This is a genomic window from Bremerella alba, assembly GCF_013618625.1.
GTDB classification, from domain to species: Bacteria; Planctomycetota; Planctomycetia; order Pirellulales; family Pirellulaceae; genus Bremerella; species Bremerella alba.
Window position 1 is genome coordinate 94,637 of sequence record NZ_JABRWO010000014.1, and the last position, 24,030, is coordinate 118,666.

Consider the following 24,030-nt stretch of genomic DNA (forward strand, 5'->3'; position numbering starts at 1 on the left):
GAGATAAGCGCACAAAAAACGGCAAATTGCTGACTGTCGATACGGCCGAGCAATCGTTTGTGCTTAGTTAAGTCAGCATTCGTCCCGTTGACATAAATCCGGGGGACCGTTAGCGTTAACGAAGATAAAAGGAGGCGAGCCGAATTGGTTAGGGAGCGGATTTGAAATCCGTCGCCGGTTACGCCGGTTGCAGGTTCGAGTCCTGTCGCCTCCGCTTGAGAAGCCCTTTGGTTTCAACGATTTACGTCAACGCCTTACGCATCGTAGCGTAAGGCGTTTTTTCGTTTCTTGAGGTGGCCGCACCGTATTTGCACGGGGTTTCGTGCAAATGCTGTGCAAATATGGTGCGGACAAAAACGCCTTCGTTGGTCGCTTTCAATCTCTCTCTAACCGGAGACGAAAGCGAAATGAAAGTCTGGCAAAAGCAAACGGTACGCTACGAACTCAACGGGAAGACTGTCCCTAAGGACACGCCGAAAGCAAAGCGGGTAACGATTCTCTCGAAACGCTTCTACGGTAGTCTCAAGACGCTAAGCGGGAAGACAAGGCAAGTCGCACTATGCGAAGACAAAGACGCTTCGATAACGCTTCTCCGTCGCCTTCAGACGCAAGAGGATAGAGATAAGGCGGTAGGCGTGGATCGACACGCCAAAGAGCAAAGACGACCGATTGAAGATCATCTAAGCGGATACGAAAAGCACTTGCGTTCTAAGGCCAATACGGAACGTTACGTCGTTCTAACGATGGGCCGTATTCGTCGCCTCTTGGATGCGGTTAAGGCGAAGGCGATAAACGATCTTGAATCAAGCCGCATTGCTAACACGCTATCGAGTTGGCGTAATCGCAAAAAGAAACCCGTCAGCGTAGTAACGTCGAACCATTATGCAAGAGCGATAAAGGGCTTCTCTCGTTGGCTATGGATTGAGCGTCGAACGCCAGACGATACGCTTTCGCCTCTGCGACTTCTAAACGCTGACGTGGATCGGAAGCGGGTACGGAGAGCGTTGACAGCCGACGAAGTTAAGAAGCTTATCGAAACAACGGAGAAGAGCGGTAAGCGTCTCCGTGGATTGATAGCGAAGGATAGAGCGATGCTTTACACGCTTGCCACTTACACGGGCTTGAGAGCGTCAGAGTTAGCGAGTCTCAAAGTTACTTCATTCGATATCGAGAACGGAACCGTTACTGTTGAAGCGGGATATAGCAAGCGAAGACGTAAAGACGTTCTCCCGCTCCATGCTTCACTTATTGAACGTCTTCGCCCTTGGTTAGAGAGCAAAGCGAAAGCGCAGGTAAGAACGTTGTTCGTTACAGACATTCATCACGCAGCCGATATGATGCGATCTGATTTGAAACGGGCGAATATCGACTACGTTGACGCAAGCGGGAGATACGCTGACTTTCACTCGCTACGCCATACGTTTATCTCTTCGTTGGCGAAGAACGGAGTTCATCCATCAAAAGCCAAAGAGCTTGCCCGACATTCGACTATCACGTTAACAATGGACGTTTACTCACACGTTGAGACGGATGAACTACGAGAGGCAATTAGCGTATTGCCCGATTTGCTCAGTTAGTTGTGTAACAACCTTAAAGCAGACCGTACCCAACTTCTTAGTTCGGTGTCTGTCAAAAGCTCACTGGAACTGGATGCGTCAACGTGGTGATGATCTGTCGCAAAATCATTTAGGTCTGTTAGTTCGTCTATTCGGTCCTGCCATTTCGCAAGTGCTGAGCCTTGGGGAGCGGAGCGAATGTCAGTAATCACCTGTCCTAAAGTCTTGCCATCGAGTGGGGTCCCAGGGCAGGTGATTTTAAGCAGTTCTTCTACGAATAAACGGATGTCTTTCACAACGTCTTTCGGACGTCCAAGATGCTCATCGTGGTACATCAAAAGTTGCTTGTATCGCATCACCCAATCTGAGCTAACCGCTTTCTCGATATCAAACTCCCGTAGCTCTGAGCCTTCTTTGGTTCTAAAGACATGAAAGCACGACTTGTCCCCATCTCTCTCGTTATGCTTTTCCCATACGTAGTGTAAGAATCGGGCATCGTGAGATAGTACGATAACTTGCTTGGCTTTTCGTCCGAGTCTGAGAATTATTTGCTGAGTACGAGTTCGTCTACCCTCATCTTGGCTTGTGAAAGGATCATCAAATACGACGATCTTATTTGCAATATCGGGGTCACGCTCAAGCTGAGCCACAAAGAACGAGAACGCTAGGGCCGAACGATCCCCCATGCTCAGAGTGTTTTTGAAGCTGGGTTTTTCGAGAGGCGTTTTCTGATCGCCGAGCGATATTCTTTGTCCGTTAATCCCAAGATAGTAGGACACACTCGGATTGCCCCCAAGGTACTGCGGTGTCGTTTTTTCTAGCGTGAATTCGGCCCCGAATGCATCAAGATATTGGTTAATCGCTTGCTCAAACTCGGGACAAATATTGTTGCTAAACTCATTGAGCTTTTCTCGGGCTTCGTCCTTCTTTTGGTCGAGTGTCTCCTTTTCTTTTTTGAGTCGTAGGTATTCCTCGCACTCTTTCTTGACGTCTTCATTGAACCGAAGTTTCTGAGCTTCGAGCTTTAATAACGCCGCTTGCTCTTCTCGCAAGTTGCCGGTTGAGAGTCGATCCTTTGTGTCTTGCGCCAGTGCATTAACTTGTTTAATGTCTTCGTTGTATTCCCTCACTTTGACAACGAACTCTTCCCACTGTTTCTGGGCATCCCTAAAGTCAGTTCCGAGTATTATCTCCTCAAGAGGCGACGCTGATTTGCGTGAACTGTAAGACGATAGAACCAGCCTCGTCGATTCCATTAATGGTGCTACGCCTTTCATCAGGTTGGGTGGAATAGCTTTCGGAAACCCAGCGTTTTTTCTCCATGCGTCCGCTAATAGTGCGTTCTCTCCTAATACCTTTTCAATTCTCGCAACTGCCGTCTCCCCAAACTCCATTGCGATCAAATCATGTAACCTTGCTGCACTTGACTTTAACGCAACATATTCTTGCGAGAAATAGCTTTTGAAAGCATGGAACAATTCAATCCCAGCTAACGGTTGATCGCAAAACGGACAGGTCTCTCCATTGGAAAATGAAGTACCTTTCTGAAGCCATTCTTCGCCCCCTTTCGGAAGACATCGATCGATATGATTTCGCACCGATTCTTCAGCACGATTTGAAAGGGTTTCAAGGGTGGACGCCAAGAATGACTCAAAGTCGTCTGGAATTTGAGGTACGCCAATCGTTTGTAGTAACCGACGATCAAGAATCGACTTGGCGTCTTCAAGTTGTTGAACTTCGCTTTTTTTGCTTGATAACTTGGCATCAATTTCTTTGTCTTCTTCGAAGGCAAGGAATTCAGAGAGAGAAACTCCCTTTGGCAAACGTGCTGAAATAACTTTCTCCGCACTTCGCAGGTCTCGCTGTTTCTCGACAATTTCCTTTGCCAATTTCTCGACCTTCTCACCTAATTGGCGTCCGTCGCTTCCCAACAGGACGTTGTACGCATTGCGTTTGTGGTCATGCAGCACGTAGTCACCCGCAAAGACGTTTTCATGCATGAAGGTCTTATCAAAAACGACAATATCAGCATGAGCGTTTGACCACTGGCCGTTCTTAAATCGAAAGTTGTCGTTGGCAAGACGAATAAGAATATCGGGACTATCGCTTGACCCTAGACTCGATCTGCCTTCCACGTACGCCGGATTGCCTTCTGAGAGCGATCTAAGGATATCGCAGAGTGTTGTCTTTCCTGCGCCGTTATCGCCATAAATTAGAGTCAGCTTCGCAGCTTCGATTGTTTGGCACGAATTGACGAACTTACCAACATTCTTAATTCGAATGATCTTCTCGATCATGGCTGCTTCTATCTTGCGAATGGGGTGGGCTAAATTATGAAACGAAGATACTCCCATCGCTCAAGGGTGATTTGCTCCACCCCAATGGGACCGGTCACAATATAGTGATGCGTACAGCAGATGTCGATAAGAAGAGCATCCGTTCCGTACCGTTCTAAAGCTTCTCGAATAACGCCTCACAGCACCATTAAGGCACGATCCTAGTTGGGCCGTTCAGTATGCAAAAATGGGCCTGAGCGACGTTCTATGAGCTTCTAAAGGCCGATTAGGACGTCAGGCTTCGGCCATTTTAGCGATTCGATTACTCGAAAACACGCACAAACGATCGGAGGAGATTGGGCGTGCAAGTCGCAATAGAAACCCAGAGGGGGATGTGACAAAGTGAATTTGCCGCAATTAGCATTGTTTCGCTGCTCGTTTCACGATGCACAGTTGCTTTTACCGGTCATCGCTGAGTTATGCATTTATAATATCTCGTTTTCTCTTTGCATAAAAAATACGTAGCACCCCGACCGGCTCGGACGCTGTGAGAGCTTAAAAAAACGACCCCTATACCCTCCCGTCTAATTGACACGCAAAACAACGAGATGTGTGTGGCGTATGGCGCTGAACGGGTACGCACTTTGCGTGGGGCATAGGGAGGGGATAACCCAAAAGAGAGATTCTAAGTTGCATTCTTCGCTCTCGCTTTTTCTCTCTGGGCAAGGGGCAACGGGCAACAGGACGTTTTAATAGCTCTCTCCTATTGCCCTCCTGTTGCCCGCGAAGAGGGCAACAGGTCATAAGTAACGTCCTGTTGCCTCTTGCCCTGTTGCCCCAAGGCTAAGCGGAAACGCAAAATGTGTAAATCTCTCGTTTCTGATGCCTCTTAACAAGTTCTACAATAAAACCAGAAAACGTTATTTGTAATTGCATAATACGCACTCTCTTATTCGTAACGACAAATTGCATAAGTCGATATTGTGTTAATTTCGCATCTTATCTATATTGCCACTCATGACACGCATGAAAGGAATTCATCATGCTTACACTCAAAGACGTAGCCGAGAGGCTACACGTATCCCGTGATACGGTTCGTCGAATCGTACTAAACGGAGAATTGCCCGCCTATCGGATTGGCGGCCAATACCGAATAACACAGAAGGACATTGACTCTTACTTGGGTCACAATCGTATAGACGAGAAAGAAGAGGCAGAAAATGCCATTGGAACAAATTAACAACAACGAGAGAAAGTTCGTCAACGAAACGTTGACGATAGAATCTAACAACTACGAAGTAGTACACGCTGGAATGTATCACGCACTTTTCAAGGGCTTGGAAGCCCTTGAAACGGACTACGGTAAAGCTTACCGATGGAGCTTTCTTATCGTCGGTGGCGAATACGATGGCAAGTATATCACCGAGCTATCGGATAACGAAAAAGCTCCATCGACACAAAATAAGACGGGTCGTTTTCTTTGCGCTTTGGCGAAAAGGAATATCGAGAAAGGCGTACAAGTGAACCCAAGCGACTACGTTGATAAAAAGTATATGCTGATAGTCGAACCGCATCTGAAGAAAGCGGGAGAAACGAAGATCACCACATTCTCGATGATTGACTAACTGCAAACGAAAAACGCCACACGTTGCGGTTCAACGTGTGGCGTATCGTTTCGACAAGAAAAAGGACAGTGTTAAATGATAAACGAGATATGTCTATTTATAACAACAAGATTGAAATTGCGCAAGCGTATTGCGATAAGGGATTACGTGTCTTTCCTGTTCACACGTTAGAGAACGGGCAATGCAGTTGCGGAAAAAGCGATTGCGACAACGTTGCTAAGCATCCGTTAACGGTAAACGGATTCAAAGCTGCAACGACCAATAAGAACAAGATGCTCGAATACTTTAGCGACAAATACGAGAGAGCGAATGTCGCTATAGCGACGGGAAAAGAGAGCGGCGTATTCGTTGTCGATGTTGACTCTATTAGGTCACTAACGGAACTCGAAAAGAAACATGGTGCGTTCCCACAAACGTGGGAAACGAAGACCGGAAACGGACGCCATCTGTTCTATCGCTTCCCGCAAACGGGAACCGTAAAGAATTCAACAAAGAAGATCGACAAAGAAATCGACATTCGAGGCGAAGGCGGTTACGTCATTCTTCCACCGTCTATGCACAAAGACGGAAAGCGATACGAGTGGATTCGCAATCCAGATAAACGTCTTGCTGACGCTCCCGCTTGGCTCTTGGCGTTGGTCGTTGACGACCAACGAGAAGCGAAGGCGGCAAACAAAACGTTTACCGTTGAAGCGGGAGCCAATGAGCGGCAACGGGCAATTTCGTATCTCGCTAAATGCCCGCCAGCGATAAGCGGAAGCGGGGGAAGCAACGACACGTTCGCTATCGTGTGCCGTTTGATAGAACTCTTCCCATCGCTCTCTGACGACGATCTTTTAGACGTTCTCGGAGAATGGAACGAGAGATGCGAACCGCCTTGGAGCGTCAAAGAGTTGACGCACAAAGTAACTTCAGCAAGAGCGAAAGTAGCGGATGCGGAGTTCGCGCAAACGACGCATGCTGACGAACCAAGCGAAGACGAGGAAGACGAGGAAGACGACGACTGGGACGTTGAAATCGTTTATCCCGAGAGCGAAGACGAAGAAGCGGATGATTGGCCCGTTCTCCATAAAGACGCTTATCATGGGCTTGCTGGCGATATCGTTAAGCGAATTGAGCCAGAGACGGAAGCGGACCCAGTAGCGTTGTTAGTTACTTTGTTAAACGCTTTCGGCTGCCTCGTTGGTCGTTCTCCGTATGTTGCGATTGACGGTTCAAAGCATCACGCAAATACGTTTGCTTGTATCGTTGGTCAAAGTTCACGAAGTCGCAAAGGAACTTCGTTAGGGCATATCCTTAACGTCTTGTCAGATAGTGACGTTGAACGAATCAATGGGCTTTCGACGGGCGAAGGTATTGTTAATCGTCTCCGTGATGCGGAAGACGGAATAACAGACAAACGCCTTTGGGTAGTTGAATCGGAATTTTGCCAACCGCTAAAAACGATGAAACGCAGCGAGAATACTCTTTCTCCCGTTATTCGCAATCTTTGGGATCGGGGCGAAGTATCAATTCTCACGAGAGCGAACCCGCTAAAAGCGAACGGTTGCCACGTTTCGATTCTCGGACATATCACACGGGAAGAACTTACGCAAAGCTTGGACAACGTTGACGTTTACAACGGGTTCGGAAATCGTTTTCTGTGGACGTTGTCGAGACGCTCTAAGAGCTTACCGTTAGGTGGTGAGGGGTTCGAGATAAACGATCTTAAAGAACGTCTCTCGGTTGTAACCCAAATAAGCAAGTTCATAGGCTCAATGGAATTCTCCCGTGATGCAAAGTTACTTTACGTCTCTCGCTACGATTCACTTGGAGAAGGAAGACGGGGATTATGGGACGCTGTTTGTTCGAGAGCAGAACCGCAGGTCGTTAGACTCTCGATGCTTTATGCGTTGCTCGATGGCGTGGCAACGATAGAAACGTGCCACTTGAAAGCCGCTCTAGCTCTCTGGGATTATTGCGATGATTCAGCACGCATAATCTTTGGTGCGAACGGTGGCGATAGCCTAGAGACAAAGGTATTGAGCGTTATTCGAGAGAGGTCAGGGATAAAGAAAAGCGATATCCGCAACGCAGTTTCGCATAAGCTGAAAGCTGACGATTTGAACGCTTCGTTGTCGTTCCTTGAATCACGGGGGAAGATCACGAAGAAAGTCGTTACCGAGAATCGTAGACGCTTTGAGCGTTGGTATCCTTGCCGTGGGCAAGGGGCAACGGGCAACAGGACGGAGGGCGATAGCGATTCTCCTAATGCCCCTGCCCAAGGGGCAACTGGTGAGAGCAACGGGCAACGTCCTGTTGCCTCTTGCCCCGATGCCCCGGCAACGCTTGCCGATCTTTTCGATTGGCGAAATATGAACGCAGCAGAGTTCGTGAAGAATGATACTGGTCTTGTTTGGGTCACTAAAGAAGAACGCTTAACGCCTTCGCTTCGTGCTGCTCTCGAAACGAACCAAGAGGCGTTAGCGTCTTTCGTGACAATCGTCAAAGAGGATAGCAAGCCGCTCTCGGAAGACGAGTATCTCGATCCGTTTATGAAAGAACTCACCGAACTCTGAGAGCGTAAAATGCGCTAACCGTTTCCCGTTTCCGTTGGACGAGAAACGGGCTATAGGGTAAGCTTTCTGTGCAAATATGATGCGGCCAACGATTTTCGTTTGTCGTAAGTCGATATTGGTAAGGCAGAAACGCTAAAAAGCGTTTGGGATTTGAAATCCGTCGCCGGTTATGCCGGTTGCAGGTTCGAGTCCTGTCGCCTCCGCTTGGAAAGCCATGTCGCCGTTTCTGGTTACATGGCTTTTGGCTTTTTCTGAGCAGCCGAGTTGGTTTTTAGTTCCGACCGAATGAGGGAGAGTCGGGCTGATCGTCTCTGCAAGATGCTCTGATCGCAAGCTGGAATTGGCTGATGAGTAGGCGTTTGTCGACTATGCGGCTTCGCACGAATGCCAGAACCGCTCGTCACATGCTTCATTCATAATATCGCTGTGATCGGCTGCTTGCCCTACGATCCACTTTGTCGGAGCGTAGACATTGGCTTTTTGAAGTTGGTGAATGGCTCCGAAGTGGTGATCGACGTGAATCGATCTTTCTCGGTGCGACTTGGACCATAAGTTTTTAGGCCGTGCAATCACGCGATTGACGAAATGGGCAAGCCCACTGCTGTTTCGTTGCTCGTATTGATCGATCGTCGGATAGGCAATCAGGTAGTCGTACGCCTGACGTAGATAGTCTCCACGCAATGCATGAGCATGGGTTCGATGCACTTGTGTTCCACGGACGACATGGTCGTTCACCGCAACGGGCGTTTTTATGTGCTCGCCCCCGAAGTAGAGATGATCCCAGTCATTCGGGACATGCTCTAAGAATTCTAAAATTTGCTGGAGAGTGTTTGCATTTAGTAGTGCATCATCCTCTAGGATTAGGATTGATTCGTGTTGGTCGAGCAAAGCGTCTTCAAGAATTCGAAGGTGCGACTGATAGCATCCCCAGGCACCAAGGCAATCGCGATAACGATTTCGTGCCCAGGCTGGGGGAGGGCAAATGCGCCCATCGACCGCTCGAAATCTCTCTACCTGTGGAAACGGCCAGTCGATCTGTTCAATGTTTTGTCCGAAGCGGTTCCAGCGATCACTGCGGCTATTCAAATTGATACAAACCACCCGCGAGAATATTGTTTCTTGAGACATTCGCTCGGTCTTCTGCGTTGAGGGATCGATAGGCACCGCATAGGTCAAATGCCTGAAGGTCATTGGTGTGTCCTTCGTTTGGGGGTTGTACTGAAAGTTCCAGATACGCGTCAACGCGAAAAAGTAAGCGTTTGATAGAAGCAGTCGCCCATAGTTTGATTGGGGTTCTTTATTCAGAAGATGGGGTCAGCTGGTATAGATTATTTTAAGCTTGATTCCCTCGTGATTCTCAAATGGCCGTGAATCTTGGGTTCTCTGATTGCTGACCAGGTAATCCAACTGATCTAAGTTTGCGATATGTCGCATGGCGTGACGACCAAATTTGGATTCGTCAGCTAGTACAGCGACTCGGTCGGCATGTTTGATCATAAGGCGTTCGCTTTCGACGACATGTTCGTTGTCGTTGAAGATGCCTGTTTCAGTGATCCCCCCAGCAGAGAGTAATGCCCAGTCTGCATGGTATTGCTCAATCGAGTATTGGGCACTTGGCCCGACCAAGAGCCCCGTGCCGGGAAAGAGGTACCCGCCGGTTAAAAAGACTTCCCAAGGCCCGCGACCCAGCATTCTTCTTTCGATAGCCGCAGCTAATGTAAGCGAGTTCGTGATTATGCGAAGCTTGATCGGTGGAAGGCAGTCTGCTAACTGCAATGTCGTCGTCCCGCCATCGACAAAGACGACGTCCCCTTCGCTTAAGAGTGTCGTAGCTCGACGGGCAATTTCCAACTTCTGGCCGGAATTCTTGACCTCTCGGGCACGAAATGGAAGCGGGTCAATTTGATTGACCAGTTTAATCCCGCCATGAATGCGTTCGACTAAGCCCGCTTCAGCCATCTGGTTGAAGTCGCGGCGAATGGTCGCAGGGCTCGCTTCAATTCGAGTTACCGCTTCCTCAACACGCAAAGCGCCTGTCTCTGAAAGGAATCGCAAAATCTGCTCTTGGCGAGTTAGCTTCATAAGCCATATTTGCTTTGATCAGTATCGGTCATGATCGATCACAGGTCATGGTCATTTCTGATCGAAGATGAACTGAGTACTTAAAGGGAAGGTGGTATTTAAGGAAATATAGTCGATTCTCTTGGGAGTGAACAGTGATCGTTATTGAGTGTAAGTGATCACTCCATAGGATGCAGGTGTCCATGCGAGCGGCTTCGTCTTCGCTATATGCCCGTACCTCAGAGCACCCCATCATGTCATTAAAGCTGAATCTTGGTGTTAAAACCGACCTGATTGAGTATCGATATTCGTTTGCTTGGCTTTTTCGGCTCTTGGCCGAAGAAGGTATTCAGCTAGTTCAGCTAGGCACCTGGTTCGAGCTTTATCAGTTGCCGGATGAGTTCTTCTTAAACCTTCGTCGCGAAGCAGAAGATCAAGGAATTCAAATCGCCAGCATGTTTACGGCTCATCGCGAACTGGGTGGCTTCTTTCGCGCAGAGCCTGGTTTCGAGAAGGTAGCCAGAGGAAACTTCGAACGCCTGATCGAAGTGGGGGCTTTGCTCGGGGCTAGGTCGGTGGGCTCGAATCCTGGTGCCGTTCTTCGTGATCAGATGGGGACGAAAACCAATGGCGTGAATTGCTATATCCGCCACATGAAAGAACTGATGCACCTGGCGCATGAGAAAGGGGTGTCGTGGCTGACGATTGAACCGATGTCGTGTCTGGCCGAGCCGCCTACCTTGCCCGGGGAAGTTGCCGAAATGGGGCGTGAACTGACGGAGTATCATCGAGAGCATGCCAACTCGACTGCCGCGATCGGTTACTGTGCGGACATCGCCCACGGCTATATTGATCATCAAGATCAGGTCGGATACGACCACATACAGTTATTTGAAGCCACCTATCCTTGGCTATACGAAGTTCATTTGAAGAACACCGATACACGATTTAATTCAACTTTCGGCTTCGGACCAAAGGAACGCGAAAAAGGAATTGTGGATGTTGCTCACTTTCGAGATCTGCTGATAAAGAATGCCGATCAGTTGCCGGTTCAAGAGATGACTGGCTACCTTGAAATTGGCGGCCCCAAGCTTGGTCGGGACTATAGCGATCATCAATTGGAAGACCAGCTGCGGAGTTCCCTTCGCTATTTAAAGGAGGCATTCCTCGGCGAAGCGGAAGCGGCTCCGACGGTCCCTGCAACGTGCGCGGCAGCCGATTTGCCTTCAGGGAAAAATAAGGTCGAGATTTCACCTTCGATGATGTGCGTCGATGCACTCAATTTCGAGTCTGCCTTGCGGAAGGTCGAAACGCTAGGCGTCGATATGCTGCATATGGATATCATGGACGGACATTTTGTCCCGAACATGCCGATGGGTTTGGGGGTACTCGAGCGTCTGCAAGATGCCACCCAGTTGCCGCTGGACGTGCACTTGATGGTCGCCGATAACGACTTCTTTGTTCAGCAGTTGGCCAACATGCGGGTCAATCAGATTTCAGTCCATTTAGAGTCGGCCATTCATCTTGACCGGACTTTATCTTACATCCGTGATCTAGGGATTAAGGCCGGCGTTGCGATCAATCCAGGAACGCCGTTATCGGCGATTGATTATGTACTGGAGAGAATTGATTACGTCTTAGTGATGACCGTGAACCCAGGTTATGCCGGGCAAAAGATGACGCCCGCATCGCTGCGAAAGATCGCCGATTGTCAGGAGCTTCTTTCGGCTCGTGGTTTCGATCTGCCTATTCAAGTTGACGGCAACGTCAGCTTCGAGAACATCCCAGGGATGGTCGCTGCCGGAGCGACGAATCTTGTGGCAGGCACCAGCAGTATCTTTCACAAATCGGGCACAATGCTAGAAAACAAGCGGCGTATGCTCGACGCGATCGAGGAAGGTCTGGCTGCCCAAAAGAAACCAGAACTTGCTGCAGTGTAGTTCTGCGTCTTAGTATTCGTTCTCGAAATTCCCAGACTTTCTGCAAGATGTGAAGAGCTATGACTTCAACCGAAGACAAGACAATGAAAGCCATCGTGCTGCACGCCGTGGGCGATCTGCGGTATGAGCAAGTGCCGATTCCCGATGTCGAGCCCGGCAAAGTGCAGGTCCGGATCGGATTCTGCGGCGTATGTGGTTCTGATATTCCGCGCTGTTTCTCCAAAGGGACTTACCACTTTCCGACGATCTGCGGTCACGAGTTTGCCGGTGTCGTGGAAGCTTGTGGCGATGGCGTTCAGGACTTTCAAGCAGGGGACCGCGTTGCCGTGTTTCCTCTCTTGTGGCGTGATGATCACGCTGCATGCGAACAAGGCAAGTATGCCCAGTCCGATGGATACGACTATCTTGGCTCGCGAAGCGATGGTGGTTTCACCGAATTTGTAATCGCTCCTGAGCGAAACTTGATTCGTGTGCCTGACAACGTTTCGTTGGAAGAAGCTGCGATGACCGAACCGGCGGCCGTAGCGCTACATGCGGTTCGCCGCGCGAGCGTTCGTCTTGGTGACACCGTCGCCGTGTTTGGACTTGGTCCGATTGGTTTGATGGTTGCCCAGTGGCTGAAAGCTTCCGGGGCAGGTCCCATCCTGCTGTTCGATATTCAGCCAGAGAAGCTGGAAATCGCAAAGAAGCTTGGCTTCGAGCATACTTTCGATAGTCGCACCTGTAATGTGAACGAGGTTGTCAAGCAGCACACCGATGGGCACGGGATCCATGTGGCGATCGAAGCGGCCGGTGTTCCGCCGACGATGTTAGCAGCGATTGAGGGCGTCCGTCGATCAGGTCGCGTCGTTTTACTTGGAAATCCGGCAACGGATGTAACCCTGCCCGCAGCACTAATTTCTCAGGCGATGCGTCGCGAAATCGACATACTAGGTGTGTGGAATTCCGACTTTAGTGTCTACAGCGATGACGACGATTGGCGAACCGTTCTTGCCGCTATGAGCAGCGGGATTCTCAATCTTCGGCCGCTTATCACGCATCGTGTTTCTCTGGTTGAAGCAATCGCGGCGTTGGAAATGATGCACCAGCAAACCGAATTCTTCACCAAAGTCCTCATTCATCCCTAAGTCGAAATAGCCCCTTTCAGCGTGCAAGAAACATGAATGCTCAAGTTCAATATCTCGATCAGCCAGGCGGAACGTTCACAGCCAGTTCGCAAGAGATCGCTACCCCAGGCCCCGGTGAAGTTCGCCTTCGCACGGTTACTACCTCGGTGTGTCAGTCTGATGTGGTAATCTACAAGCAGGGGCTACCACGAATTAAGAAGTGGCCTGCGGTTCTGCTTCACGAAGCCGCTTGTGTTGTGGATGAAGTCGGCCATGGCGTCACCCAATTCGAACCAGGCAACCTGGTTGGCCTTGGCTGTGACATTCCTTGTGGTAACGCCGATTGTATTTACTGCGGAGAAAACGGAACCGGTGATTGGACCAGTTGCCCTAACACCTGGGCCACCGGCCACGAGTACGACGGCTTTGCCCGCTCGCATGCGGTGCTGCCAGATTGGTTTGTAAAATATGGTCCGATTGTCAAGTTTCCCAAGGGTTTTGATCCTTCGCATGCATGCCAGTTAGAGCCACTGGCATGTTGCCTGGAAGGGATGACTCGCGTGAATCACTGCATCGAGAATCGGATCGTTGTGCTGATCGGTGCTGGTTCGCAAAGCACCTACGCATTGCAATGTGCTCAGGCAATGAACGCTCGAAAGATTATTGTGATCAACCGCGGTCAGGAGCGTCTGGAGCGAGTTTTGCGAGACTTCGGTGGTGATAATGTTGTGGGGATTCGCTGGGACGAGAACGTTGTTGAAAACGTTACCAAAGAATGTCAGCCGTTCAATGAACCTCACTTCGTCATGGTGAATGCCCCGGTAGCAGCCGCCTATGAACTGGCTCCAAAATTGATGGGCTATGGAACGGTAATGGATGCCCATGCCGGCGTTAAGGGAGCAAGTGGCAAGCCGCGACTTGCTCACGAAGTCGACTTGAATAATGACATCCACTATCGTTTGCAATGTTACCAAGCCACCCACGGATCCAGCATGCGCGGGATCCGGCTGGCTCACCAGTTTCTCTCGGAGGGACGCCTGCCGAAGATCGACTTGATGACTAACGATACCGAGCGATTTGGCAGCGACGATATTTTGGGGGCCATTACCCGAGCCGCCGATTCCGACAGTTTGAAAGTAATCGTCCACTGGGATTAGTCGTTACTTCTTCGGCAAAGGAGATTTCAAAAACTCGAGCAAGTTGGCCATGTGCTCCGGCGAAATCTCCTTTTCCAGGCCATCGGGCATAAGCGACCGATTGCTCGTCTGGAATAATTCGATTTCACTGCGCGGAGTCTCTTGCATCTTACCGTCAGCTAGTTGTAATACGATCGACTGAGCTGACTGATGCGCGACGATACCACTGTAGGTTTGACCATCAACGGTCAAAATCTGGCTAGAGGCATATTTCGGTTCGACCTTTCCACTGGGATTGAGAATGTCGAACAAGATGGCTTCCCGCGGGCGATTGGAGGAGTCGGCAAGGTCAGGCCCAACGCTTGGCTGGCCTGCCTGGGGCGGCACATGGCACTTCGCACACTGCTTCAAGAACACCTCACGACCAGCCAAAGGACTGCCGATCGTCTGTGTGGCAGATGCGTACTGCTGGAGTACAGCGGCTCGATCTTTATTGGCAGGACGCCCTAGCAATTGCTCGGCACGCTTGCGGAAAGACGCATTGCGATGCTGTCGAAGTTGCGTTTGTTGATCGATGCCCAAGGAAGTCGTGGTTACGGTTCCGTCCTGGAGGCCTTTGAGGATGAAATCGACTCCGCTTGTTGTCTTCAACAAGAGTGAGAGAGCGGTTTGCTTTACGGATGGCTCTAACTCGGGCCAGAGATTTTCAAGTAAAACTTCTTGCGTCTCGGTCAAAGGACTGGCAAGTGCTGTGACGGCGGCTTGTTGTACCGATGGCGGCTCGCGGGGGGAGCAAAGATTCGCAAAGAATTCGTCCTCGGCAAGCGAGGCAAATCGCAGAAGCGTGATGGCATCGCTACGTAGCTGAGCTGATTCATTTTCATCGATGGCCAAAGCTAAAAGCTTCTGTTTGATGTCCTGCTTGCCGCTAGGGATTCGCGATAGGTACTCTTCAAAGCGTTTCCCTTGGGCCACGCCGTCGGCTAGTCCTCGGAGAAGCCCTAATTGCTGTCGTGAATCCTTTAGCGCTAAGGCCCTCTCAAAGATCGTTTTGAGTTCTTCCTCATTGCCTTTTGCACCTACCACGCGAGCCAGGCGATTGGTGAGGTCACTCGTGCTCTCACTTTGGTCGTGAACGAGAACCAGTGCGGCGCAGTCTTGTGTGGCAGTCACTATTGCGTCGGCAAACGTAGGGTCAGCTCCATCGCTTGAAATTAACCGATGGAGCACGGCGACCTTGCGAGTATCAGTGGTCGATCCCATTGCCAACGCGAGTTGGTAGCGGACCCAGGGGGAAGGGTCCTCCGCCATGGCAAGGACGCTCGTCAGTGTCTCCGGACGATTGTGCCAATGTCGTGAAGCGAGTCGAATGGCACCAGCACGGACTTCACTATGCTCATCAGCGAGAGCTGTTTGTAGCGTTGCATCGTCAAGCAGGCTTAAGCCTTCCAGGGTCCATAATGCATGCAGACGCGCGAGAGGGAACTTTGAAGTACTAGCCAAGGCGATGAGGGCCTCGGCTGCCTCGCCTTTCTGCCCTTCGACAAGAAGCTGCTGGGCGGTGCGACGTCGCCAGCCGTTGGCATCTTCAAGCATTTGGACAAGACCGGCAGTTGATTTCGGTAGCAAAAAGGTTGGCTGAGAAGTCGATTGATCAGGCACCACTCGCCAGATTCGTCCGCGATCTTCCCCGGCTCGCCAGTCGATTTGAGCGGCGATCTCTGGCGGAAGAAACTTCGGATGCTCGACCCAAAGTCGATACATGTCAGCGAGGTACAACATGCCATCTGGCCCATTGGCTAGGCTCGCGGGGCGAAACCAAGTATCGGTTGAAGCTATAAAGTCGGCGTCTTCTCGAGCACGCTGCGATGAAAGCCTCGCTCCATCGCGAGTAACGATCGTCCGGGTGACCAGATGTCCGATAGGCTCGCAGGCCAGGACACTGTTTTCCATTGCCGCTCCCAGACCATCACCGACATACGCGGTGGTGCCGCAGGCCGACGTGTGCGTTCCAGCGTGCGAAAGCCAATTGCTTTTCATTGCCACCAGTGGAAATACCTTCGAGTCACCTCCGGAAGGGGCGACATCGTATTGCACGCGATGAAGTGGAGCATAGCGGTTACGGCCTGCCTCTTCGGTCGACATGGTGGTGGCGATGATCGGATTGCGGTTGGTGCTAAATAGGCGATCTCCCCAGGCCGTGATTGTGTTACCGTATTGTCCTGTTCCACTGGCGGAGCCAAATTCGTAGGTGAGTGGATCAATCCAGAATTCCGTACGCCCTATCGTCGTCGGTTCCTCCTGATCAGGTCCTAGCACCTTTCCAACGCCGTAGTTGAAGTAGATGCGATTGTCCAATCCCCAGCGAGGGCAACCGACTTGCATCTGAGGATGCGCCGGTTGAAAGCCACGAAAGAGAACTTCTCGCGAGTCGGCAACGTTGTCACCGTCTTGATCTTTCAGCAAGATCAACTCGGTTTGAGCACACGCTAGGATGCCGCCGTTGAGCGGCATCAGGCTATGACAGAAGTTCAGTTTATCGGCAAAGACCGTTCGCTGGTCCATTTGCCCATCATTGTCGGTGTCTTCCAATAGTACGATTCGTGATAAAGGGGCTGCTCCCTCCTCGGACGGTCCGACGGGATAGTCCCCATACTCAGCAACGAACATACGTCCATTGGCGTCGAACGCAATCGCAACCGGGTCCTTTACCAGCGGTTCTGCGGCAACCAACTCCAGGTGGAAGCCAGGCTCGACTTGCATTGTTTTTAGTTGCTCGGCAGCCGACTTAGGGGGCGGAGTCGCATCGTCGATCCAGTGTCGTCCTCCTTTGGTTTTGTCTTCCTCGCTGAGTTTGGCGGTTGTGTTGTTAGAGACCGATCGGCCATCATCTGCCAGGGTAGAAATCTCTTTGAGAGACAACGCTCGATCAAAAATAGCCACTTCGTCCAATCGGCCTTCCCAATTGTTGGTGTCGTCAGCATGTCCCCCGATGTAAACCTCACCGGTCGCGACAACTGGACTTGCCTGGGTTTCTATTTCGAGCTTTCCGTTCAAGTAAACACGCACGACGCCATCCTTCTGAACGAGGACGACGTTTGCCCAACTCCACCGTTGCACAGGCGTTTGGCCGTATGAACGCTTGGCATCCGACGTCTCTAGTACGAGTTGGCCTGCGTGATCTCCTTGACCGGCGATTCCGAGAGATACACCTGCTGAGAGAAACCAGCCTGCGATTGGTCGGGCCTTGAGGTCGTGACCATTCCAGATCCATTGACTGATCGAGAATGCATCATCAAGATCAGGGACTTCCGCAACGATCCGTCCGTTAGCGAAATGAGCCGCCCGATTGAGTTCGGAATCGGTCGCGAGAGATGGTCCGTCCGCTCCTTCCAGAAAAAACACGACCCCGTCTTCGATTTGTGCTGGTGTCATGTTGGGGGAGAAGTCACGTGCCGTCGGTCCTTCCATGTCATGCAAAGGAAAGTAGCGAGTTGGCTTCAGCTTCTGAATCGACCTCGCCATCTTACTATCGGGAGGCAGTGACTCCCGGCGAGGCTTTCCTACGACTTTTTCCAATAACGCTAAATCGGCCTCGACAATTTTCGGTTCTGCGGATATTTCCAACCCAGCGGAGCGAGCTGCCCAGGTGTTATAGCCTCCGAGGAAATGTTGTTCTGGCGGGGGAATGTAACCGTCTCCCCCGTTGGCCAACTCGATCACCATGGTCTGCGGCACAGGGCTACGTCGTTTGAGCTTGAGGCCAGTCAGTGCGTAAGTTTCGTTAGGGGTTGTCGCGATCGCGATCGAACCGATTCGTAGGGCCTGAAGGACGATCTCTGTCGATTGACTATCGTCGAGAAATATTTGTTCGCGGGCATAGACTTCTGGTGGTGTCTTGGGACCGCGATCTCCCATCTCGGCGACAATCTTTTTGGCCCAGTTCAGTCGCTCGGCGCTGGGAACGCGGTAGTTCAAACGCATGCGAGTTTCGGCCATGGCTAATGGAGCATCTCGCTGGTACTGAATTTCACCCAACGCTTGACGTGTTTTCGCAACCATGCCGTCGACAAAACCATCAAAGGTTTGACTTGTGCCGGTACGGTAATCAACGCGCCAAATATCGCCACTACAACCGTGTGACATTACGGCGACAAAGTTAGGCTGGTCCTTCCCCTTTGCCCCCAGGGTCTCTTCGAGCTTTTTGCAATAAGCACCAAAGTAGTCGGCCGAACCGCCGCCGCTGAAATAGTGCATTGAAAAGTTCGCCAACAACGCAATCGGTTTACCATCAAGTGACTGAAACGAAATGACCGATAACTCAGGGTCTTCCGGACCGGACTCGCCGGTGACGTTCTCAAGATTGTTCTTAGCCGTGTGCATACTTGCGCGAACGGTCATTTCTCCGAATGGGTCCTCACGCTCCTGGCCAGGACGTAGGATCCATCTTCGCAAAGCTGTAAACTCGTTGGCATCAATCGAACCCCAGCCGACTTCAGCAGGTTGCAAGTTCTTTTCTGCTTCAAGGATGGCTTCTGCCAACTTGATACGAAGATAGGGGACATATGTCGGATCGGCATCGGTTCCCAGGGCTCCCATCGTCGACGGTGCTGTATGCGTATGGGTCGCTGAAATGAGCATGTGATCGGGACGGATCTTTGCCCTTTGGGCGGCAAGCTGCTTAGCGCTATCAATCAAATCCTTCGGAAGCATGCAACTGTCGGTAACCACGATGGCGATCCGTGTTTCGCCATCGTCCAGGACAATGGCCCGGGCATGAATATCGGTGGGTTTCCCTTGGCGCGAATAAAAGCTTCCGTTGATTAAGACGGGAAAAGTCTGCGGAGTAATATCGATCGCCGCCGCACCTACTTTTAGTTCGGCTTGAAGCGTAAGCGGGAAAACGAAAAGTACGAACAACGCAATATGAACATAGCAACAACGGCGCATAGTCAGATCTCCGGTCGAGGATACCGAAATGTTGGAAGGAGGGGTGTGGTGTCAATATGCCACTTCGCTCATGCTGACGCAAACATTCTTTTGACTTTGAATGCGTTTGCAGAACAAAAATCGGCAGAATATGATGTCTCGTGGTATGTGCTAGTTCCTTTGGGCATCCAAAACGCTGAAATATCCATTCACGTGAGGGGGAGTGTGATGCCACTTGCCCTGGCAAGAGAATCAAAATGAAACGCAATCAGAAGTGCAGAAACTGCTTTCCCAAGCAGTTCACGGGGCTATGCCTATTCTGGCTTGCCGTCAGCGCGATATCGGTGAATACCACTGTCGCGGCTGAACCAGAGCCAATCCCGAAAACGACGGAAAACGTCAACCCGACGTTTCGAGCGGTCGGTGATGGCGTCAAGGATGACACCACCTCGCTCCAAAACGCAATTAATGCAGGTACATCCGCGATTCGCTTGCCGAGGGGCACGTACCGGATTTCTAAACCGCTGATTGTGGACTTGGACAAAGTTGGCGTGACGTCGATTGTCGGAGATGGGACGGCACGTATTATGATGACCGGATCGGGACCGGCCATTCGATTCGTGGGAACGCATCAAGGTTCGGCGTCGCCTAAGACCGTCAAACCAAACGTTTGGCAAAAACAACGCATGCCGCTGGTCGATGGAATCGAAATCATCGGTACCCACGAAGAGGCAGACGGAATCGAAGCCGTGCGGACCATGCAGTTAACGATTTCTCGCGTCGTCATTCGCCAGACCCGACATGCGATTCGCCTTGTCGAGAGAAACCGCAATGTCATCCTTTCTGACTGCCACATATACGAAAACCATGGTGTGGGCGTGTTCCTCGATAATGTGGATCTGCATCAGATCAATCTTTCGGCATGTCACATTAGCTATAACGACGGCGGTGGATTTGTCTCGAAAGGGGGGAACGTTCGAAACATCCATATAAGTGGTTGTGACCTGGAACAGAACGTTCAAAATGTTTTGATCGACAGTGACGGGACCAAGTATGGGACGGCCGAAGTTGCGATCACTGGATGCACTATACAGCATTCGGGCGGACCAAATTCGGCGAACGTTCGTTTCATTGGTGCCAACCCAAAGGGAGAACCTTGCTGGGGATTGGTGACCATCGCCAACAATATTCTGAGTGATGTCGAAACGAATATCGACATTCAGAAAGCTCGCGATGTGATCATCAACGGGAACACTATTTCCAGTGGTTACAAGTTCAATATTCGCGTAGAAAACAGCATGAACGTGGTAGTAGGCCCCAATGTTTTGGGCCGGAATCCACCGTACCGAGATAACGAAACATGCGACAACGGGGTGCTTTTTCGGAACTGTGTTGGCGGTACGATCACAGGCCTGCATGTCCACGATACGCGTCGCACCGAGGCGGGAATTATTTTGGATGCCTGTCGACGATTTCACATGACCGGCTGTACCGTTCTCGACTGCGATAACGCCGGGCTCTTATTGAAGGATCTGGAAGATTGCCAGATACGGGGTAACATGCTTCGTGGAAAAACACAATCGGATATTGAATGGAAACCGATGATCGTTTCGGGCGGTCGCCTCAACACGATTGAACCTTGAAAGAACGAACACGGTGATCAGGCGTCACAGAGGACGAAGGACGCCTGACCGCCGGCAAGTTATGCTTCACTTATTACATCGACTCATCTCCGGATGGTCCGTACAACGCAGGTACTGGGACAGCATTGACACGCAAATATACCGTAAGAATCGCGCGATGATGAACAAGATGATTAATGACGAACGTTCGCATTACGGCCATCTTCGGCATGGTCAATAGAACGTTTCCACCATCAAGCAGCGACCAGGGCTTATTCAGGTCTTCTTCGGTGATACCCGCGATCGCCACTCGAGCCGTTGCCACGTTCTTATCAAATAGTGCGAGCGCATCAGCGTGGCCATTTAACTGAGGTGGCTGATAACCAGGACCGCCAGGAGGGTTGATGTCTAACTGGTCATGATCCCAAAGCGATACGGTCCAGGCAGGGATTTCTGCTAAATGGCCGGTCACCCAGCCGATCGTGTTCGACTTCTCGTGGATTTTCCAATCCCACTTATCGTCAGGCACACGTTCCAGGGTTTTACGGGTATTGGCGATCTCTTGCTCAAAATCGGCGAAGACAATTTGACTCAGGCTCATAGCAATCGTCCCTAATTTCAGAGTGAATCTAACAAAACGAGTTCCTGCCCCAGAACGCCTGAAGTGTATACAAGTGTTCAGTTGGACGCAACTGGTTTTAAAAGCTTCTCTAACGAACTTAGGGGCGTGGATTGCTAAGTTGAGATGTGTCGCCAAGGGCAATTGCATAGGCGACGGCATGCGTGCGGCAGTGGCTGATGCTGATTTGAACTTCTTCGATACCCCGTCGTTTGGCAGAATCTAATGCTCCGCCATAGAGATGAATTATTGGCTTGCCGCCAAACTGATTGGCAACTTCTACGTCTCGCCAGGTGATCCCTTTGATCCAGCCGGTACCGATTGCTTTCAGTACCGCTTCTTTGGCGGCCCAGCGGCCGGCATAGTGTTGTGTTGCCGCTTTGCGTTCGCTGCAGTACTCGATCTCGTGCTGGGTATAGACCCGGTTGATGAACATCTCGCCATGACGCTCGATCATTTGGGCGATCCGCAGGCACTCGATGATGTCGGTTCCGATCCCGATGATTTCCATGGATATATTTATCTGCCTACTTTATTTTTGAATGCCAGCTAGAAATGCCCGATGCCTCTTGAGCCCGGGTGAGTACTTCGCGGGCCTTCTTTCGCGCGACCTGTGCTCCGTCGCCGAGAATCTGCTTTACGCGATCCGGATTGGCAACCAATTCAGCACGGCGCTGGTGGGCCTCCGCAAAATAGGCTTCCGAAGCATCGGCCAATGCTTTTTTTACATGTCCGTATCCGAAGCCACCGGTACGGTAGAGATCGGCCATTTCCTGCAGCGGTTCTGGCTCGGCGAACAATGAGAACAACTGGAATAGGTGATCCGTTTCCGGCTCTTTCGGGTCTTCCATCGCGCGGGAGTCCGTCACGATCCGCATGATCTTCTTGCGAGCCTGCTTTGGCGGCTCAAACAGTTCGATAATGTTGCCATAGCTCTTAGACATCTTTTCGCCATCGGTGCCTGGCACCTTGGCCGAATCATCGAGCACCTTTGGCTTAGGCAGCACGAAAACTTCGCCAAACTGGTGGTTGAAGCTCTGAGCGATGTCTCGGGTGACTTCGATATGTTGAACCTGGTCTTGCCCGACCGGGACCACGTCGGAATCGTATCCCAAGATGTCCGCCGCTTGCAGAACGGGGTAGGTGAATAGCCCCGCATCCGCTTTCAAGCCTTTGTCCTTTTTGTCTTTATAACTGACACAACGTTCCAATAGGCCCATGCCGGTGCCGGTCATAAGGATCCAGCACAACTCGCTGATCTCAGGCACATCCGACTGAACGAATAGTGTTGCCTGGTCGGGATCTAAGCCGAGGGCCAGAATGTCGAGGGCCATGTCGATGGTGGCCTGTTCGAGCTTCTCGCGGTCGCGAACGGTCGTCAGGGCATGCAGATTCGCAATAAAGTAGAACGACTGCTCGTTTCCTTGCAGCTGGATATACTGCCGAATCGCACCAAAGTAATTGCCCCAGTGGGGACGTCCTGTCGGCTGAATACCGGAAAGAACACGCATGGATCTAGTCAGATTAATGGGAGGAACAAAGTCAAAACTAGCAGGATATTATGACGCACAAACGGGGAAAGTGTCACCCCGGGGCAAGAGAAGGGGACCACGGTTACCACGTATGAGAAGAAATACAGAGGAGGTCTACGTCGGCAGTCGTAGCGTACCAACAACTTCTTTCACGCTTGCTGCTCCTAGCATGCGGAGTGCTCCGGGAAGCTCGTTGACGACCCGATTGCAGAGCGTCGGGTCGAAATAGTTGGCCGTGCCAATCTGCACGGCGGTCGCTCCTGCAACCAGGAACTCCATCACGTCATCTAACGTGCTGATGCCTCCGATGCCTATGATCGGGACACTTGTTGCCTTGGCGATCTGGAAGACACACCGTAGGGCGACCGGTTTAATGGCTGGACCGGAAAGCCCGCCAATTACGTTGCCCAGCATTGGCTGCTTTCGCTTCCAGTCGATGGCCATTGCTTGTACGGTGTTGATTGCCGAGACGGCGTCCGCTCCGCCCGCTTCGGCTGCCTTGGCAACTGCGGCGATGCTGGTGACGTTGGGGGTCAATTTGGCGATGATCGGGTGCGGGCACGCAGCCCTGACTTCGGCCACCAGATTCTCACATGTGGCCGGGTCAGTCCCAAAGTCCACGCCACCGCTAACATTGGGGCACGAGATGTTTAACTCGATGGCTGCGATCTGAGCGTGTTCTCCTAGTTGGGCGGCCATGTTAACAAAGTCTTCCTTTGTCTTTCCGGCGATGCTGACGACTAGGGGAGAACCAAGCGAGCCTAGGTAGGGCAGGTGATTGTCAATGAAATAGTCGATGCCATCATTGTCGAGCCCGATACTGTTAAGCATCCCACCGGTGGTTTCGACGGTCCGCCATGGCTTATTGCCCGGACGAGGACTGCTCGTGATCGTCTTCGGCAAGATGCCGCCCAGCTTTGCCAAGTCGACGATGCCAGCCATTTCTTTCGCGTAGCCGAACGTTCCGGAAGCGACCAAAACAGGATTGGGGAGCGTAAGTCGCCCCAACTGAACGGCAAGATCAACAGACATGCGTTTTCGCTGGCGAGGGAAACGATTGGGAGCGGTTT

The 24,030-nt window shown here is 51.2% G+C and carries 16 protein-coding genes and 1 tRNA gene; 9 read left to right on the forward strand and 8 right to left on the reverse strand.

The annotated features are described in order from the left end of the window. The first annotated feature begins 130 nt into the window (after positions 1–130). A tRNA-Ser gene (locus tag HOV93_RS22015) sits at positions 131–214 on the forward strand. A gap of 193 nt (positions 215–407) precedes the next feature. Then, a complete protein-coding gene (locus HOV93_RS22020) occupies positions 408–1,577 on the forward strand; it encodes a tyrosine-type recombinase/integrase (RefSeq protein WP_207398711.1) in 1,170 nt (389 codons plus the stop codon). Here HOV93_RS22020 and HOV93_RS22025 read toward each other — a convergent pair. Further along, the gene (locus HOV93_RS22025) at positions 1,574–3,853 is read right to left on the reverse strand and encodes an AAA family ATPase (RefSeq protein WP_207398712.1); all 2,280 of its coding nucleotides are present in this window, start codon (positions 3,851–3,853) and stop codon (positions 1,574–1,576) included. The two genes, HOV93_RS22020 and HOV93_RS22025, sit on opposite strands and share 4 nt — an antisense overlap. Before the next feature lie 1,021 nt (positions 3,854–4,874). Here HOV93_RS22025 and HOV93_RS26670 point away from each other — a divergent pair. From HOV93_RS26670 to HOV93_RS22040, 3 genes are all read left to right on the forward strand, one after another. Continuing rightward, positions 4,875–5,072: a helix-turn-helix domain-containing protein gene (locus HOV93_RS26670; RefSeq protein ID WP_207398713.1), complete on the forward strand. Its 198-nt coding sequence runs from the start codon at positions 4,875–4,877 to the stop codon at positions 5,070–5,072. After that, on the forward strand, positions 5,053–5,457 hold the full coding sequence (locus HOV93_RS22035) for a hypothetical protein (RefSeq protein ID WP_207398714.1): 405 nt from the start codon (positions 5,053–5,055) through the stop codon (positions 5,455–5,457). Before HOV93_RS26670 ends, HOV93_RS22035 begins: the two co-directional genes overlap by 20 nt. 89 nt (positions 5,458–5,546) lie before the next feature. Next, positions 5,547–8,015 (forward strand): bifunctional DNA primase/polymerase, encoded by a 2,469-nt coding sequence (locus HOV93_RS22040; RefSeq protein ID WP_207398715.1) that lies wholly within the window; start codon positions 5,547–5,549, stop codon positions 8,013–8,015. A gap of 366 nt (positions 8,016–8,381) precedes the next feature. Here HOV93_RS22040 and HOV93_RS22045 read toward each other — a convergent pair whose 3' ends face one another. Together HOV93_RS22045 and HOV93_RS22050 are read right to left on the reverse strand one after the other, a co-directional pair. Beyond that, positions 8,382–9,143, reverse strand: coding sequence for a glycosyltransferase family 25 protein (locus tag HOV93_RS22045; RefSeq protein ID WP_207398716.1), 762 nt, complete (start codon positions 9,141–9,143; stop codon positions 8,382–8,384). Between the two features lie 186 nt (positions 9,144–9,329). Further along, positions 9,330–10,097, reverse strand: a complete 768-nt coding sequence (locus tag HOV93_RS22050) for a DeoR/GlpR family DNA-binding transcription regulator (RefSeq protein WP_207398717.1) — start codon at positions 10,095–10,097, stop codon at positions 9,330–9,332. A 182-nt stretch (positions 10,098–10,279) separates the two neighbouring features. Between HOV93_RS22050 and rpe the strand changes: the two genes are divergently transcribed. Genes rpe through HOV93_RS22065 form a run of 3 tightly spaced genes read left to right on the forward strand, consistent with a single transcriptional unit; the run spans position 10,280 to position 14,279 of the window. After that, the gene (gene rpe / locus HOV93_RS22055; protein ID WP_207398718.1) at positions 10,280–12,016 is read left to right on the forward strand and encodes a ribulose-phosphate 3-epimerase; all 1,737 of its coding nucleotides are present in this window, start codon (positions 10,280–10,282) and stop codon (positions 12,014–12,016) included. 59 nt (positions 12,017–12,075) lie between these two features. Continuing rightward, the gene (locus HOV93_RS22060; RefSeq protein WP_207398719.1) at positions 12,076–13,143 is read left to right on the forward strand and encodes a galactitol-1-phosphate 5-dehydrogenase; all 1,068 of its coding nucleotides are present in this window, start codon (positions 12,076–12,078) and stop codon (positions 13,141–13,143) included. 32 nt (positions 13,144–13,175) lie between these two features. Continuing rightward, positions 13,176–14,279 carry an alcohol dehydrogenase catalytic domain-containing protein gene (locus tag HOV93_RS22065; RefSeq protein ID WP_207398720.1) on the forward strand — a complete coding sequence of 368 codons (1,104 nt, stop codon included), beginning with the start codon at positions 13,176–13,178 and terminating at the stop codon, positions 14,277–14,279. A gap of 3 nt (positions 14,280–14,282) precedes the next feature. Here the strand turns inward: HOV93_RS22065 and HOV93_RS22070 are convergent, their stop codons facing one another. Beyond that, a complete protein-coding gene (locus HOV93_RS22070) occupies positions 14,283–19,208 on the reverse strand; it encodes a PVC-type heme-binding CxxCH protein (protein ID WP_207398721.1) in 4,926 nt (1,641 codons plus the stop codon). Positions 19,209–19,444: 236 nt separating this feature from the next. On the opposite strand from HOV93_RS22070, the gene HOV93_RS22075 reads away from it, so the two are divergent. Further along, on the forward strand, positions 19,445–20,830 hold the full coding sequence (locus HOV93_RS22075; protein WP_207398722.1) for a right-handed parallel beta-helix repeat-containing protein: 1,386 nt from the start codon (positions 19,445–19,447) through the stop codon (positions 20,828–20,830). 73 nt (positions 20,831–20,903) lie between these two features. On the opposite strand, the gene HOV93_RS22080 is transcribed toward HOV93_RS22075, so the two are convergent. The 4 genes from HOV93_RS22080 to HOV93_RS22095 form a co-directional block, all read right to left on the reverse strand. Next, positions 20,904–21,410 (reverse strand): DinB family protein, encoded by a 507-nt coding sequence (locus HOV93_RS22080; protein ID WP_207398723.1) that lies wholly within the window; start codon positions 21,408–21,410, stop codon positions 20,904–20,906. Positions 21,411–21,528: 118 nt separating this feature from the next. Then, the gene (gene acpS / locus HOV93_RS22085; RefSeq protein ID WP_207398724.1) at positions 21,529–21,939 is read right to left on the reverse strand and encodes a holo-ACP synthase; all 411 of its coding nucleotides are present in this window, start codon (positions 21,937–21,939) and stop codon (positions 21,529–21,531) included. Positions 21,940–21,955: 16 nt separating this feature from the next. Then, positions 21,956–22,939 (reverse strand): tryptophan--tRNA ligase, encoded by a 984-nt coding sequence (trpS, locus tag HOV93_RS22090; RefSeq protein ID WP_207398725.1) that lies wholly within the window; start codon positions 22,937–22,939, stop codon positions 21,956–21,958. A gap of 135 nt (positions 22,940–23,074) precedes the next feature. Next, entirely contained in the window at positions 23,075–23,992 is a 918-nt protein-coding gene (locus HOV93_RS22095) for a dihydroorotate dehydrogenase (RefSeq protein WP_207398726.1), read from the reverse strand. Positions 23,993–24,030 lie beyond the last annotated feature (38 nt).

Coding starts and splice junctions, on each gene's coding strand:
- HOV93_RS22020 (WP_207398711.1), top strand. CDS start 408: ATGAAAGTCTGGCAAAAGCAAACGGTACGCTACGAACTCAACGGGAAG.
- HOV93_RS22025 (WP_207398712.1), bottom strand. CDS start 3,853: ATGATCGAGAAGATCATTCGAATTAAGAATGTTGGTAAGTTCGTCAAT.
- HOV93_RS26670 (WP_207398713.1), top strand. CDS start 4,875: ATGCTTACACTCAAAGACGTAGCCGAGAGGCTACACGTATCCCGTGAT.
- HOV93_RS22035 (WP_207398714.1), top strand. CDS start 5,053: ATGCCATTGGAACAAATTAACAACAACGAGAGAAAGTTCGTCAACGAA.
- HOV93_RS22040 (WP_207398715.1), top strand. CDS start 5,547: ATGTCTATTTATAACAACAAGATTGAAATTGCGCAAGCGTATTGCGAT.
- HOV93_RS22045 (WP_207398716.1), bottom strand. CDS start 9,143: ATGTCTCAAGAAACAATATTCTCGCGGGTGGTTTGTATCAATTTGAAT.
- HOV93_RS22050 (WP_207398717.1), bottom strand. CDS start 10,097: ATGAAGCTAACTCGCCAAGAGCAGATTTTGCGATTCCTTTCAGAGACA.
- rpe (WP_207398718.1), top strand. CDS start 10,280: ATGCGAGCGGCTTCGTCTTCGCTATATGCCCGTACCTCAGAGCACCCC.
- HOV93_RS22060 (WP_207398719.1), top strand. CDS start 12,076: ATGACTTCAACCGAAGACAAGACAATGAAAGCCATCGTGCTGCACGCC.
- HOV93_RS22065 (WP_207398720.1), top strand. CDS start 13,176: ATGAATGCTCAAGTTCAATATCTCGATCAGCCAGGCGGAACGTTCACA.
- HOV93_RS22070 (WP_207398721.1), bottom strand. CDS start 19,208: ATGCGCCGTTGTTGCTATGTTCATATTGCGTTGTTCGTACTTTTCGTT.
- HOV93_RS22075 (WP_207398722.1), top strand. CDS start 19,445: ATGAAACGCAATCAGAAGTGCAGAAACTGCTTTCCCAAGCAGTTCACG.
- HOV93_RS22080 (WP_207398723.1), bottom strand. CDS start 21,410: ATGAGCCTGAGTCAAATTGTCTTCGCCGATTTTGAGCAAGAGATCGCC.
- acpS (WP_207398724.1), bottom strand. CDS start 21,939: ATGGAAATCATCGGGATCGGAACCGACATCATCGAGTGCCTGCGGATC.
- trpS (WP_207398725.1), bottom strand. CDS start 22,939: ATGCGTGTTCTTTCCGGTATTCAGCCGACAGGACGTCCCCACTGGGGC.
- HOV93_RS22095 (WP_207398726.1), bottom strand. CDS start 23,992: ATGTCTGTTGATCTTGCCGTTCAGTTGGGGCGACTTACGCTCCCCAAT.